Source organism: Robertmurraya sp. FSL R5-0851 (assembly GCF_038002965.1).
GTDB classification, from domain to species: domain Bacteria; phylum Bacillota; class Bacilli; order Bacillales; family Cytobacillaceae; genus Robertmurraya_A; species Robertmurraya_A beringensis.
In genome coordinates this window covers 4039394-4053992 of record NZ_JBBOOE010000001.1, presented here as the reverse complement: position 1 = coordinate 4053992, position 14599 = coordinate 4039394, and the positions used below count along the sequence as shown (strand labels likewise).

17 protein-coding genes and 1 pseudogene are annotated in these 14599 nt (G+C 35.4%); 9 read left to right on the top strand and 9 right to left on the bottom strand.

The features are described 5' to 3' along the window. The first annotated feature begins 65 nt into the window (after positions 1 to 65). On the top strand, positions 66 to 1007 hold the full coding sequence (locus tag MKX65_RS20755) for a methyltransferase domain-containing protein (RefSeq protein ID WP_340905381.1): 942 nt from the start codon (positions 66 to 68) through the stop codon (positions 1005 to 1007). A gap of 67 nt (positions 1008 to 1074) precedes the next feature. Here MKX65_RS20755 and MKX65_RS20750 read toward each other — a convergent pair whose 3' ends face one another. Then, positions 1075 to 1311, bottom strand: coding sequence for a hypothetical protein (locus tag MKX65_RS20750; RefSeq protein ID WP_340905380.1), 237 nt, complete (start codon positions 1309 to 1311; stop codon positions 1075 to 1077). Positions 1312 to 1384: 73 nt separating this feature from the next. Between MKX65_RS20750 and MKX65_RS20745 the strand changes: the two genes are divergently transcribed. From MKX65_RS20745 to tnpC, 3 genes are all read left to right on the top strand, one after another. Then, positions 1385 to 1582, top strand: coding sequence for a hypothetical protein (locus MKX65_RS20745; protein WP_340903957.1), 198 nt, complete (start codon positions 1385 to 1387; stop codon positions 1580 to 1582). Next, positions 1572 to 1925, top strand: coding sequence for an IS66 family insertion sequence element accessory protein TnpB (gene tnpB / locus MKX65_RS20740; protein WP_340903959.1), 354 nt, complete (start codon positions 1572 to 1574; stop codon positions 1923 to 1925). The genes MKX65_RS20745 and tnpB overlap by 11 nt, the downstream gene beginning before the upstream one ends. A gap of 90 nt (positions 1926 to 2015) precedes the next feature. Then, positions 2016 to 3584: an IS66 family transposase gene (gene tnpC, locus MKX65_RS20735; protein ID WP_340905379.1), complete on the top strand. Its 1569-nt coding sequence runs from the start codon at positions 2016 to 2018 to the stop codon at positions 3582 to 3584. Positions 3585 to 3665: 81 nt separating this feature from the next. Here tnpC and MKX65_RS20730 read toward each other — a convergent pair whose 3' ends face one another. The 3 genes from MKX65_RS20730 to MKX65_RS20720 form a co-directional block, all read right to left on the bottom strand. After that, entirely contained in the window at positions 3666 to 3953 is a 288-nt protein-coding gene (locus MKX65_RS20730; protein WP_340905377.1) for a hypothetical protein, read from the bottom strand. Positions 3954 to 4108: 155 nt separating this feature from the next. Beyond that, positions 4109 to 5464 carry a transposase gene (locus MKX65_RS20725; RefSeq protein ID WP_340903269.1) on the bottom strand — a complete coding sequence of 452 codons (1356 nt, stop codon included), beginning with the start codon at positions 5462 to 5464 and terminating at the stop codon, positions 4109 to 4111. A 121-nt stretch (positions 5465 to 5585) separates the two neighbouring features. Further along, positions 5586 to 5804, bottom strand: a complete 219-nt coding sequence (locus MKX65_RS20720) for a hypothetical protein (protein WP_340905375.1) — start codon at positions 5802 to 5804, stop codon at positions 5586 to 5588. Between the two features lie 227 nt (positions 5805 to 6031). On the opposite strand from MKX65_RS20720, the gene MKX65_RS20715 reads away from it, so the two are divergent. Continuing rightward, positions 6032 to 6385, top strand: coding sequence for a hypothetical protein (locus MKX65_RS20715; RefSeq protein ID WP_340905373.1), 354 nt, complete (start codon positions 6032 to 6034; stop codon positions 6383 to 6385). Positions 6386 to 6435: 50 nt separating this feature from the next. Here the strand turns inward: MKX65_RS20715 and MKX65_RS20710 are convergent, their stop codons facing one another. Further along, a complete protein-coding gene (locus MKX65_RS20710) occupies positions 6436 to 7341 on the bottom strand; it encodes a cupin domain-containing protein (protein ID WP_340905371.1) in 906 nt (301 codons plus the stop codon). 174 nt (positions 7342 to 7515) lie between these two features. Between MKX65_RS20710 and MKX65_RS20705 the strand changes: the two genes are divergently transcribed. Beyond that, positions 7516 to 8343 (top strand): sulfurtransferase, encoded by an 828-nt coding sequence (locus tag MKX65_RS20705; protein WP_340905369.1) that lies wholly within the window; start codon positions 7516 to 7518, stop codon positions 8341 to 8343. A 481-nt stretch (positions 8344 to 8824) separates the two neighbouring features. Here the strand turns inward: MKX65_RS20705 and MKX65_RS20700 are convergent, their stop codons facing one another. Next, complete coding sequence (locus MKX65_RS20700) at positions 8825 to 9649, bottom strand: carbohydrate ABC transporter permease (protein ID WP_340905367.1); 825 nt, start codon at positions 9647 to 9649, stop codon at positions 8825 to 8827. Between the two features lie 114 nt (positions 9650 to 9763). Between MKX65_RS20700 and MKX65_RS27160 the strand changes: the two genes are divergently transcribed. The 3 genes from MKX65_RS27160 to MKX65_RS20690 are packed head-to-tail and all read left to right on the top strand — an operon-like array spanning position 9764 to position 11157. Next, positions 9764 to 10075, top strand: coding sequence for a transposase (locus MKX65_RS27160; RefSeq protein WP_016205489.1), 312 nt, complete (start codon positions 9764 to 9766; stop codon positions 10073 to 10075). A gap of 11 nt (positions 10076 to 10086) precedes the next feature. Further along, a complete protein-coding gene (locus tag MKX65_RS20695) occupies positions 10087 to 10986 on the top strand; it encodes an IS3 family transposase (protein WP_040344397.1) in 900 nt (299 codons plus the stop codon). A 45-nt stretch (positions 10987 to 11031) separates the two neighbouring features. Next, positions 11032 to 11157, top strand: a complete 126-nt coding sequence (locus tag MKX65_RS20690) for a hypothetical protein (RefSeq protein WP_263479876.1) — start codon at positions 11032 to 11034, stop codon at positions 11155 to 11157. A gap of 437 nt (positions 11158 to 11594) precedes the next feature. Here the strand turns inward: MKX65_RS20690 and MKX65_RS27155 are convergent. The 3 genes and pseudogenes from MKX65_RS27155 to MKX65_RS27150 form a co-directional block, all read right to left on the bottom strand. Next, a pseudogene (locus MKX65_RS27155) lies at positions 11595 to 12191 on the bottom strand (ABC transporter permease); the annotation flags it as partial. Between the two features lie 142 nt (positions 12192 to 12333). Continuing rightward, on the bottom strand, positions 12334 to 13449 hold the full coding sequence (locus tag MKX65_RS20685) for an IS4 family transposase (protein WP_160549960.1): 1116 nt from the start codon (positions 13447 to 13449) through the stop codon (positions 12334 to 12336). Positions 13450 to 13571: 122 nt separating this feature from the next. After that, positions 13572 to 14201 carry an ABC transporter permease gene (locus MKX65_RS27150; protein ID WP_445677928.1) on the bottom strand — a complete coding sequence of 210 codons (630 nt, stop codon included), beginning with the start codon at positions 14199 to 14201 and terminating at the stop codon, positions 13572 to 13574. Between the last annotated feature and the right edge of the window lie 398 nt (positions 14202 to 14599).

The window sequence follows — 14599 nt, the reverse complement described above, 5'->3', positions numbered from 1 at the left end:
TTATTAATTAGTAAGATGAAAATATATTAATAAGATTGATGCTCATTAATTAGTAGGGTGATACTATGAAAAAAATAGATATAGCAAAGAATTTATTAATAAGTAATAAAGACATGTTAAGCTGCCCAAAATGTCATAGTAACATGTTTATTAAGAATCCTTATAGCTTAATATGTCAAAATAACCATTGTTTCGATTTATCTAAACGTGGTTATGTGAATTTTCTACTAGGTTCAGTTAAAGTAAACTATAATAAAGAGATGCTGAATTCCAGATATATAGTGTCTCAATATGGGTTCTTTAACCCAATTATAGATAAAATAACTCAACTCATAAGGAAAAAAATAAATACTAGCAAAAATTCACAGGTTAGAATCTTAGATGCAGGATGCGGAGAAGGATACCACTTATCAAGCATTATAAAAAATTTAAAAAGTGGTGGTAATTATAACTTACAAGGAATTGGAATTGATATCTCCAAAGATGGTATTTCCATTGCTTCTTCACACAGCAAGGAAATTATATGGTGTGTTGGAGATCTAGCAAATACTCCATATAAAAATGGTCAATTCGACATTATTACTAATATCTTTTCACCATCTAATTATTTTGAATTTAACAGGATTCTCAGAGACGATGGACTGGTAATTAAAGTAGTACCAGGGTCCAATTATCTAATAGAGTTACGAAATGGTTTTTATCAAGGTGAGAAGGATAACTATTCTAACGAAAATGTACTCCAAAAATTCAAAGAAAATTTCCATGTGCTATATAGTGAACATATACATCATAAAACATATGTAGAAAAAAAATATATCAAAGATTTCATTAAAATGACCCCCCTGTCTTGGGGGAGCTCTAACGAAAGCATAGTTCAATTTCTAAACCAGGATTCCTTGAAGTTGTCTGTTGACTTCATAATTCTTGTTGGTATAAAACAATCTAAAGATCAGCCTGAAAACAAGCAATTCCTTGAATATTATAAATCTGAATACCATCATTCGTAGAGTTCGCATAATATACAAAAAAAGCCTTGTTACATAAAAGAATGTAGCAAGGCTTTTTTTATTTAATTTAGTCCAACATTTTTATGAATGTAAATATCTTTTTCTTTTCAATACTTTCGATAAATATATCAATTTCTTCATATAGTTCAATACTAACATCTAAAAAGGACATATAGTCTTTAACTAATTCTGATAATAATTCTTCTTTATTGTTATCCTTATCTTTTATATAAATCCCTTGGATAATTGAAAAATCATCATTGTATAAGAGATAAACAGAACTAATTAAATCGTAAGCCCCCAATCAAACAACGCATATAAACCTGCAGCTCCTCTTGGTACGATACATGTATCAATTAAAGGAGGTGCTTTTTCTTATGCCAAAACAAAAATTAACGATCGTCCCCGTTTCACTCCACGCTGAAAATAAAGATTTCGTTACACCCACTTCTCCAACTCCATCAAATAGCGTTTGCACGATCAAAACGGCAAACGTTGAAATATCCTTCTTCAACGGCGTAGATGAGCGCATCATTCAGGCCGTTATGAGGGAGTTGAAGAGCAATGAAGCATGATTATACAAGCGTGAAAAATATCTATATCATTTGTGGGAGAACCGATATGCGAAGAGGTATTGACGGATTGGCCACACTGATTCAGGATTCTTTCGAACTGGATCCGTACAGTGATTCGATTTTCTTATTTTCCGGGTGGAGTAAAGATCGCTATAAATGTTTGTACTTCGACGGTGATGGCTTTGCCATGCTTTATAAACGTTTGGATAAAGGTAAACTGCAATGGCCTAAGGACGAAAATGAAGTACGCAAACTTTCTCAGCAGGAGGTTCGATGGCTCCTTGAGGGATTATCCTTACAGCAGCCAAAGGCGATCCAACCATCATCAAAAGGTGTATTCTAAATTCAGTAAGCTACCAATTTTATCTTTATTCTACTGTTCGAGCTGGTTATAATAAAAAAGACCGAAACTGAACGAATAGTGGTGAATGATATGGCGAACGCTTCTTCTACGAATGAAAAATTAATCCAACTGCTCGAAGAGCAATTGGCTCATTCGAATCAACAAAACAAAAACTTATCAAAACAAATTGAAGCGTTAACCGAGCAAGTTCGCCATTTAACTAAGCTTTTATATGGATCAAAAACCGAACAATCGAAGTACAATACACCGGATGGGCAAGTGTCACTATTTGAAGATGATCCGTCTTTTAATGATCCTGAGCCCCCAGGAGAACAAAGCCAACAGACGATTTCTTACACTGTTGTACGAAATATTCAAAAGAAAAAACGAAATGATTCATTACATGATGACATCGAAGTAGAAACAATTCACTATTATCCTGAAAACACGCTATGTGACTGTTGCCAGGGACAAATGATTGAAATTGGCAGTACAATTGTACGAGAAGAGGCAGAATTTATTCCCGCAAAAATGAAGAAAATTCAACACGTTGAACACGCTCTTGGATGTATAGACTGTAAAGGCGATACATTTCACAAGGCGCAAATAAAACGTGGTAAAGCACCACAGCCTCCTATTCAACGAAGCATCGCAAGTCCTAGCGTACTTGCCAAAGTAATATATGATAAATTTTCACAATACCTACCACTTTACCGTCAGGTAAAGGAATGGGACCGTTATGGCCTGAATACCAATGACAAGAACCTTTCCAATTGGGTCATTCGTGCATCACACGATTGGTTAATGCCTATTTACGAACGAATGAAGCGAGTGATGATGGCTAAATCTCTATTGCATGTTGACGAAACTTATAGCCAAATCATCAACCGATCTGACGGAAAATCTGGTCAAACCAATGCCTATAACTGGGTTTATCGAAGTGTTCCATGCCAAGGTCCTCCAATAACGCTCTTTCAAAGTGCTTTATCACGGGCTCGATCTGTACTTGAGAGTTTCATAGAAGGTTTTTCTGGAACAATTATTTGTGATGGTTATTCTGCCTATGACAAGTTGGAAGGTGTTTCCTTCGCAAATTGTTTTGCGCATGTTCGTCGTTATTGGTTCAAAGCTGACAGCAAAAATGGCCAAACGGGTGTAAGCTTTTGTGATGATTTATATAGACTCGAAAGGAAATTTAAACATTTGTCTCCGAGTAAGCGCAGAAAACAACGCCAAAAATACTCGAAACCAATTGTTGATAAATTCCTTGAATGGGTTGAAACGTCACCGTTCTTCGGAAAAAATGCCCTCGCGAAGGCAGCTGAATACACATTGAACAGGGCAAATGGACTCAGAGCATTCTTGAATGATGGGCGCATCGAAATCGATAATTATCCAGCCGAAAACGCCATCCGACCAAACGTTATAGGTCGAAAAAACTGGTTATTTTCGGTCAGCGAAGCTGGTGCTCGAGCGAATGCCATCTGTTTGAGTATCGCAGAAACAGCCAAAAGTAACGGTGTTGATTTCTATGAATACATAAAGAAACTATTAACGGATCTACCAAATCTCAACATCCATCAAAATCCTGAGATTTTAGATCGATATATGCCCTGGTCAAAAATGATTCAGGCAGAATGTAGAATATATATGAAATAAGCCGTAATTCGATTAAAAAAATCGGAATTTACGGCTATTTGTAATGCGTACCGGTAGGTGCGCATTTTTTATAATTCGGGCTTACATTAAATCTTTACTTTCTTTAAAATACCTTATGTTTTCCTTTTCAAAAATTTCATTTATTTGTTTTTCAAATGAACCAACAAATCTCTCTAACTGATCATCGGTCATAGTTCCAAAATAATTAATAAGATCATTTTTAAAGATTTCTCTTTCCTCATTAGTAGCAATGCTTCTATATGATGAAAGCAATATTGGAATATCAAAGATATTATAAGCTATAAAATTAGATAAAGGCAGTCTTCTTTCTATATTTCTAATCTCTTTAAAATTATCTAATTGAGACAAAATTACCAAATGTCTATAGAACATAAATAATAAAATTCTTCTTAATTCAGCATAGCCTTCAAAATTCTTCTTTTTATCAACTGAATCAATTTCATAATTGCCTTCTTTTAAAAAAGTCGAGAAAATCCCTAATGAGAAATTGTACTTTTTTAAAATTAAGCTACTTGTTTTTGTTGGATTTCCATTTGTTTTCTAATACGGTCTACAGCTAATTTTGAAGCATTGTAAACAAGTGTGACAAAATCAAAATGAAGTTTTGCTTTTTTTCCCTTTCGATGACGGACATTACCTAATTGGAAAAATTCTTTCAAATACGCATTTACCCGTTCAACAGCTGTTCTTTCTGCGAAAAGGGTTTTCCATTTTTCTGAACCTCGTGCTGGTGCTGTGTATTTTCTGAGGTCTGTTTCGATTCTGACTTTATAGACTTTTTGACATAACGAGTCTTTTGCTAAAGGACAATCTTTACACTCTTTTGGCCGAACAAATTTTAAAGATTTATATGTCTTGTCATAGCTATCATAGCGGTACGAGTGCTCTCTGACGCAAGTAGGAGCGAAATGTTGATCATAACCAACTATTTCACCTTCACCACGTTTGTTATAAGCGATAATGGAGTGAGCATCCATCCGAAAAAGTTGTTGATAGATTGGAACAAAATCATAGCCTGCATCCATGGAGCCATACTGAATAGAAAGCGGAAGTTGTTGAATACCCTTTAAAAGAGGTATCGCAGCCTTGCCATCATTCAAGTTACCAGAACTCATAATGGATTGAAGAATATATTGACTCTTCGAGCCAACCGCAAGGTGGGCTTTGTATCCATACCAGAACTCGTTTTTTCCTTCGCTGTTTTTCTTAATCCCCCATGCGGGTTCTACAGGCATTTCTGAGCGGAGCTCTTCTAGGGAAACATCAAGTTGGGCGGAAATAGGCTTTTCGTAAAGAGTCATATTCAGCTGTTCTTCGAGTTTTTGTTGATCAAATTGTTCTTTTTCTTCTTTCTTTTTACGGCCACGCTTTTTCGGTTCTGGTTTTGGTTTTTTTTCTTGGGCAGGTGCATGATCCCTTGCTTCAAAATGTGTGGCATCAATCGCTATGTTTTCATCATTAACAAAACCTTCTTCAATGGCATGAAGAAGAATGGATTCCTTAGTTTTCTCAATGGCGTTTGTTTCTGATAGCTTCTCAATTAAACGGGAATATGAAGCTTCAGAAGGAATCTGATCCGAAACTAAAAATCCGCATTCAAGACGAAAGATAAAATCATGTTTAAGTCTTTTAATAAGATCCTTGATTGTAGGAATACGCTCGATAAATCTAGCCACCAAAGAATAGATCATCGCAGAGTAATTCAACTCTGTTGGAGCACCTAACCAGGATTTTTTTGAGACGGCAAAAACAGCAGTGTCCATGTCAATAGTTGAGAAAATGGCATTATATCGTTGGGTAGGTTCTAGATCGAATAAATCTTGAATGCTAAATAGGCTTCCTTGTCTTATAATAGGCATAGGGAGTCTTCCTCCAGTCGTTAGAGTTGGTTTGGTCACTTACTCATTTCGACATTTGGGGAGGTACTCCTTTTTTAGTATCTAAAAAACCTTGAGCCCGTAGGGCTCATAATTATGAAATTCATTCATTAACAGGAGATTGTGTCTTTTTATTTCTTCTTAACCGAATAGCAGCTGCACTAACTCCTAAACTTAATAATGAACCCCATATCCAGCCCTTACCATTCCTTTTCTTCCCGAACAATGCCATTAAAGGGTTTCTTCTTAATTGAAAAAATGACGTAATCCACTTATTCATTTTACCCCCACCTTCTTTTGATTTATAAAGCTTCGTTTTCAATATTAGAATTCTCCTAATAAACATAAGCATCCTGATAAAAATTTGGGTTCTATTGTATAAAACTTCCTATAAAAAACACCGAAAATATACCACACAAGCAGATAAATTTTCGATTAGGATGAGGAACCTTATAAAGAAAACCCTTAACTATTAAATGGATTACATTCCAGTTTTGGCCTCTTCACCTAAGGAGGGTTCAAACATATAATAATAATGAGGTGCTTACTATGTGTGTTTCTAATCATGCATTTGAATTACAGGCGTATAAACTGAGTGAACAAATAATTAAGCATACCATTTATCAACCTGTTAAAGTCATTTATTTTGGGGAGAAAGAGGCAGAGGCAAACCAAATTAGTGCAATCGAGCTAATTACAAAAATTATTTTGCAGGACAACGAAGGGCAGGTTTACGAGGTTGAACCGAGCGAAAATGGGGTAAGGTTTGCCAAGGGCGAGATCACCTATCAAGAGTATTTAAGTCGAGAAAAGAAGGATATAAGGAATCTAATTACTTACTCTTCTGCTTCCATTGGCTTCCTATTTATTATGAGTTGGGCATTGGTTGGATATTTTCTTTAAAAACCATAAAAAAGACATGACAGAGTTGTCATGTCTTTTTTGCAGTATGCCTAATGCTCTTCTTCAGCAGCCATTGCATCAGCCTTCGTTTTATGAATGGTTCCAAAAGGATGCTGTGGAGGAGCGTAGATCGAGTAAAGTTTAAGTGGTGTATTCCCCGTATTGATAACATTATGCCATGTAGCTGCTGGGATCATAATAGCAAAATCATCAGCTACTTTTCTCTCAAAGTCTAACTTATCCTTCTGGGCCCCCATTCGAACAATCCCTTCACCTTCTTCAACCCTTAGAAACTGATCGAGATGAGGATGTATTTCTAAGCCAATGTCCTCTCCCACATTAATGCTCATTAAGGTTACCTGTAAATGAGTTCCTGTCCAAAGGGCAGTTCGAAAGGTTTCGTTTTGCTTGGTGGCTTCATTAATATCCACAACAAAAGGTTTTCCTCCATAATCCGTTACACGAGGGGAGAGTTCTTCACTTAAAAACCTGAGACTCTCAGCATTCTCTTGTTCTCCCGTTAATGCCCATAAAAATACATTTTGTATCATTGGATGTTGAATAAGCGAAAAACCTTTTTGATATTCTTCATATCCCTTTACTTCAGCTTCATACGCCTTTTGCAGTCCATCTCTGTAGTCATCAAACGAGATTTGTTCGAGTTCGTATACTGGAACAGTCCCAGTAAGTTGAATATAAAGATAGTTTAACTGAGTCAGTTGAGCTTTTTTTCTTTCTAATGCAGACAAAATATCATTCTGATGCATTTCATTTGGAGCTACATGAACTAACTGTCTGTATCGCTCAATGGCTTCTGCTTCTCTTTTTATTCCATTAAGCAGGACATCAAATACTGGTTGAACATTCTCCTCATGAGTTCTATTCATATAATTGGAAGAATAAGTCGAAGTATTTGCCCAATACGGATATGAATACGGATTTGAAACATAATACATGTTGGTCATTCCCTCCAGAATTTTATAAACCATCATATGCCTCTAGGTAAAAAATGTACTTTGATTTACAGAATTAACATAGTTGACACAATCACTAAATCATTGAACCAAAGCAATCTATGTTATATTCAAGATATAGTTTTTAGAGATATGGTACATGGAGGAGGATTGAATATGAAATTTATTGTAGAGAAAGAATGGGTTCTTAAGAATCTGAATCAGAGGGATGTAAGAATGATCGATTGCCGATTTGCACTTGCTAACCCTGAATTAGGAAAGCTAGAATACGATCAAAATCATATTTCAGGAGCCGTTTATTTTGATTTAGAAAAGGACCTTTCAGGACAAGTGGGTATTCATGGTGGAAGACACCCTCTGCCTGACATAAATGAATTAAAAGAGAAACTTGAAATGGCAAGTATTGATCAGGATACAACTCTTGTCGCTTATGATAACGGTGAAGGAGCCTATGCAGCTAGGTTTTGGTGGATGTTATCTTATCTTGGACATAAAAAAGTATATGTACTTGATGGAGGGTATAAAAATTGGACAAAAGCCAATTATCCAACTACAGCTGATGTACCTGTTTTTGAAAAATTGGATTTCCAAATCGACCTACAGCCTGATTTATTGGCTGACATAAAAGAGGTGCAAGAAGTCGTATCTGGAAGTTATCCAAACATCGTATTAATTGACTCACGCGAGAACAAAAGATACTTAGGAATTGAAGAGCCAATTGATAAGAAGAAAGGCCATATTCCAGGCGCTATTAATAAGCCTTGGATGGAAGGACTTCATGAGGGGTATTACCATTCAGTAGAAAATCAAAAAGAGAGATTTTCAGATATTGATCCTGATAAGGAACTGATCGTTTATTGTGGGTCGGGAGTAACTGCCGTTCCGAACTTCCTAGCATTAAAAGAAGCCGGCTTTGAACATGTGAAACTGTATCTAGGAAGCTTTAGCGACTGGATTTCTTATGAAGACAATGAAATAAAATGAATGTGAAAAGCCTGACTGAATAAGAATAGGGAAATGACTCGTTATTGGTATATAAAAAAGGAAAACTCGTCATAGTATGAGCGAGTTTCTTTATTAAGGTTACAAGCACCTAATTTAGTAACCAGTAAAAGAAAATAAGCGGAGCTTTTCCGGTTAGATTCAGAATGGGCCGCGTTCTGGGGTAAAATAAGCGGAGTTTTTCCGATTAAGCAAAGCAAACTCTTCCATTTTTCAATTTTTTAAGTCAATAGCCGGAATTTCTCCGTTTATTTAAGATTTTTTTATCATAATTATTAAGTTAAGCGGAATTTCTCCGTCTATTTTGTCAAAGTTAATGGCATTTTGTAGGAACCTCCCAAAAACGGAAGATTGTATAAAAGTAATATTAAAGCCGTAAAAGCAATTGCCCAGTTCAGTTTATACTGGGCTTTTCCTTTCAGAAAAACGGACGTTAACCCCTCTGGATTAACGTCCTAATTTATTATTTTCCACCTGTAAATGAGATCCCTTTAATAAAGTAACGGTTAAAGAAGGCATATAACAATAATACTGGTAGCGTAAATACCATGGAAGCTGCCATGATATAATTCCAATAGCTAACAAATTGTCCTTTGAAGGTATTCAAGCCTAGTGGTAGGGTAAACATTTCAATATCAGTAATAACGATGAGTGGTCTCATAAAATCGTTCCAAAATCCCATAAAAATAAAGATCGATTGAGCAGCTAGTGCTGGCTTTGCTAGTGGTAATACCACTCTAAAAAATGTCCCGAACTTACTTAAGCCATCTATTTCGGCTGCTTCTTCCAACTCCTTCGGAAAGTTAATAAAGAACTGTCTCATCATAAAAATATAGGTTGCATTGATCATGCCAGGTACAATCATTCCTTGGTAAGAATTTAACCAGCCTAATTCTTTTAAAATTAAATAGTTTGGAATCATCGTTACTTGTGCAGGAATCATAAGTACCCCTAGAATAATGATGAACAACGCTTTTTTACCTGGAAATGTTAGACGAGCTAGTGCGTATCCAGCCATGGAGTTGAATATTAGGTTTAAAAAAGTCCCTACTCCAGCAATAAATAAGCTATTAAACATCCATCTTGGAAAATGCTCTTGTTCAATAAAAATTTGTTTATAGTTTTCTAGAGTAAAGTTTTTCGGGATAAAAGACATCGATCCAGAAACGATCTCTTGTAGTGTTTTAAAAGATGAAGATAGTGCCCACAAAAAAGGCACTAGAGTTGTTACTGCATAAAGGCATAAAATCATATATAAAATCGTCTTTCCAACCTTATTTTTCTTCATTAACCTTCCTCCTCTTCTTAGTATAGTGATTCCTCTCTCATAAGCCCCAAAATGAACTTGGACAATAAGAGTAATATTTATTATACTGCTTAATGTACCAAGGAGGCTGACATCATGAAACGAATAAAACATTCTAAAGAATTTAAATTACAAGTCATCAAGGAAGCCCAAGACACAGGGAAGAATACCCTTGTAGCTCGCCGGTATGATCTGAATCCCAATATGGTTAGTCGCTGGGTTCGTGAATACAAAGATGGTAAATTTGGTGAAGTAGATGTGGCTGTGCTGCCAGATATAGACTCCAAAGAATTATCCAAAGAAAATGAAAAACTTAAAATGTTATTAGGTGAAAAAGACCTTGAAATAGCGATCCTGAGGGATCTTATAAAAAAGAAAAACCCTCACTTGCTGAAAAGCATGAAGTAGCTAACAAATGGATTCAAAAAGGCTACTCGATTTCAAAGGTGCTTAAAATCATAGGTATTCCTCGATCCACATACTACTATCAAAAGAATTATCGTGTTGAGGAGAAAAAAGTAAGTGAGGGACGTCCAGCACCAGGTTATTCGATCCAAGAGGACGGTCAAAAGATATCAGACGAACAGATTAAAGAATTTCTACTAGAAGAGATTGCCGGTGATTGCTATAACTATGGTTATCGCAAACTCACTAAGGTCTTAAGGCGAAAATACAAACTTAAAATTAACAAGAAAAAAGTATACCGGATTTGTAAAGAATTGGGCATCTTACGCCCACAGCGCCAAAAGAAAGTCTCATACCCTAGGAAACTAGCAAGAAATCGCATTATTACAAGATCTAATCAGCTATGGGAAGCTGACATTAAATATGGCTTTATCGAAGGTGAGGATCGCTTTTTCTTTGTCATGTCCATCATCGATGTTTATGACAGGGGCATCATTACCTATCATATGGGATTAAGCTGCACTGGAGATGATGTCAAACAGACACTGAAAAGGGCATTATTAAAACGCCAACAATATGACGAATTGGAAAAACCTGTAATCCGAACAGACAATGGACCGCAGTTTATTTCCCATACTTTTGAAAAGTTTTGTGAAGATTCCAAAATTGAGCACGAAAGAATTCCACCAAGAACACCAAATATGAATGCTCATATTGAGTCTTTCCATCGCATTTTTGAGGACGATTGCCTATCCAGATGGCAGTTTGAAACCTACACAGAAGCATATCAAGAAGTCATGAATTTTATGGAGTTCTACAACGAGAGACGTATGCATTCTAGTATACTAGATTTGTCACCAAAGGAATTCTATCAAAAACAAGATTCATTGGTGATCAAGGAGGTTCGGGTGTAATGGATGTATTCATTCAAAGCATCAGCTTGATTTGGAGTGGCGGGCATGATAGCCTCGTTCGGCGATGCCAATGTTGTAAAACAGCTGGCTTCTTGGCAGGAGAATCATGCCCGCAGAGGCTCCATGTCAAGCAACATGGCCTTTTTGAAGAATAATGAAAGAAATCTATAAAATAAAAAACTGAGGAAATGAAAGAATAAGAGAGTTATTGTCCAAAATTCGGGGGTTAATCCGTCATTCAATGTAATGGAACAAGGAAACACTTCTCCATCTACATGCAGGTGTGAAATTCCCTCATTACTCTCAACGAAGACAATCTCCGTGGGATCAAATAGGATAATTTTTTCATTTACTTTTGCTGGAATTTTTTCAAACCGTAATGGTCTGTGAATTGCTGTCACTTTTGGAGTTATTTCGCACTCATTTTAAGTGCTATTTTGCACTATATATATATATAAAAAGGTCCGATTTCCCAGCATTAAAATTGGGAAATCAGACCTTTTTTGTTACTTTACAAACGCACCCGATTACGGAAAATTGAAGAACTTCAAAGTTGCAAAATAGTTCCTCAGTTATTTTGCTAAAGCCCTTGTTAGTTGAACACCACGCTATTCTTTTAAGGCACTTCCTGAGACATTGACTCTCTTTGATACAAAGAAATACACGAATACATAAACAAATAAACTTCCAATTACAAGATAGTATATTTTAGCAGTAGAAGTATAAATGAACATAGCGAAATATAGAATAAATAATTGTGCATATAATACAACCAAGACAAACTTTAAGAAAGAATCATTTATCTGGGTTTTAGAAATAGGGTAAAGTAATACACTTTGTTTAATTTCATGTTGTAAAGGAATTACTTGATATCCAGTCATAAATAAAATTAGGAGATTAAAAATCCAACCACTTGTTGGTATAGCATAATTAACAAATATGCCAATTAAAGTTAGTCTTAAATAAAGGTAAAAGTAATCATTATATCTTACAAACAAGTGTGAGTATAAATATACGAATGTGCTACTTTGACTATATGGGATACACCTTTTCAGAATCATAGTGAGCAAACGTCTATTCCGAAAAGAACGTTTAAGATTAGGAACATCCATGAAAATATTAATAAATTTAAAGTTTCTTAATAAGGCACTTTCTTCTTCAACTATTAGCCACTGCCAATTCAGATTTCTTTTTTTTCCACTAGTGTTGCATGAATAATATTTAAATTTTCAGTTTAATTATTTTCCTTATTTGGAGCCAAAAAAGGAAATACCCATACAAAGGTGGCTCTATCCATTTGGAAATTATTTTACAATTAGACTGAGGTGACACCGACAGTTTGGCTGATTAAGGAACAGCCTTTCCTTCTATTTTTCGAATCCAGATCGTAGCCGGCTTCCACAATGCTGCCTTTAAATATCGGCTAATCTGCAGAATTTTCCTCTTGCTGTCCGTCTCGATCTGCGCGAGAACATTGAGACAATAGACGATTAACGCGATGAACACCTGATTCTGTATCGCCCACTCGCTTTGGCCGTAGAACTTTTTGATGTTTAAGTGCTGCTTGATCCATTTGAAAAAAAGTTCAATGGCCCAGCGGGCCTTGTACATCTCTGAAATTTCTTCTGCGCTCAAATCAAAACGGTTTGTGATGAGGTGAAGCAGATTCCCTTTTGAATCAGCCACTTTTAGAAGACGGAAGTAATTCTCTGTACGGTTTTGTGTGCTTCCGAGCAACACCATTTGATCAGACAAAACAGATGAATCATCAGGTAATGGAAAATCACTGACTTCTCGGATCACAGCGTTTTTGCGTAGTCTAGAGAGAAAAAAGTATCCATCATCCGTCATACGGTCAAAGCGCTCGTAGTCCAGATATCCTCTGTCAAACACATACATGCATTCTTTGTCATCGACCAGAACCTCCAACTGACCTCGGTCATGTTCACTGGCTTTGGTGATGACGGCTTTTTCCGGATAGGAAGATCCCTTTTCCATGAAGACAAGACGAAGATGTAACTTTACGCCTGCTTTAGTTTTCCGAAATTTTGCCCACCGATGATTCGTCAAATTAAGTGGCAATGTACTCGAATCAATGATTTTCAAAGGCATAACCAGTTTTGTATAGTGGGTTTTGGCGTGAATCCGCCCCACTAAATCGAGGAAAAGAAGTTGAAACAGATCTGGATTTAAGCTGTTTAACCGTCGAGATAACTGAGAAATACTGATCGAATCTAGTTCAATTCCCTTTTGAAGCTGTTCGTCAAAAAGACAATCACCAAGAGCGTGCAGGCTCTCGACTTCAACTAGCTGCGCAAAGAGCAGCAGTTTCAGGAAGGACTCTGTCCTTAACTTTTTTGTATAATAGTCTAATTTCTTGATTTTCACCTGATCTTCAATTAATTGAAGATTCATGGCTGAAAACCATTGCCCAAATGAAGTTTTTCGTGTAATCTTGTCCATGCGTGTGTCCTTTTTAGTGGATTTGGACGGGTTACCACCTGACTTATCCATTATAAAGGACTTTTTCTTTGCACAAAATAAAATTAGTGAAGATTTTGAGTCTTTTTAATATTGAAATTAAATTAGTGCAACACTAGTGTTTTTTTTCCTATAAAATAAATTAAATAGACGAAATTTATACTCATTAAAACAAGCTCAAAAACCCAGTCATTTTTAAACAAAAAGTAACACATTAAATATATTGAAAAAAACCTATTTAACCTATGTAACACAAATTGTACATGGTTCTTTAACCATTGTTCAGTCCACTTCATTAAAATGTTATAAGAAACAATCCCCACTATTAAAAAGAAGACTGGAAGACTTATATTAGTTTTGTGTAAAAATAGGGATAATAAAATGGTAATCAAACTAAGCGATTTAATAAAATCAATAACAAAACTATATACAAGTGATTTAATAAAATACGACTTTAATTTCCATTCTAATGGCAACAAAAAGACTATATCTGCCCTTTTAATAAATGTACGAACTTTTGTCTGCATTAAAATGAAGGTTACAAATAGTGATAAGATTACTTCAACAGATATTTGAGGAGGTATCCACTGAAGAAATAAATTAAAATAATAAATAAAGATACTACTAATAATCAGAAAAAAATAAACAACATTCGCACCAATTATTGAATAGTATCTGAACATCTTTCTATAAAATTCCTGAACCCTTAACCCCCATAATGTTTTTATATCCATTAATACACCCATACTTTCATTGAATAATATCCTAATGGCACTATATGTATAATTCAATTAGCTAATTTTTCTTGTTGTACAATTGCACCGGTAAGTTTGAGTACATTGTTTCACAACTTACACAAAAATTAACATAAATATCCATTTTAATTTAGAAATGTTATTCCTTTAAGGCCCAGATTGCAGAACAAAATTAAAAAGCGCCCTTTAATCAAAATGATAACATGTTAATATTTTACAAGCTAGATACATGTTACAAAACTCGTCCTTTTCTGAACACGCTCCTTTTTAATTCATAAGGGGCGTTTTTTACTGTTTGTAATGTAACAAAACTCCGTCCATCAATCTATGTTCATTAACCTTATATTTAGTATCTTATGTTACAATGAAATCAAAGG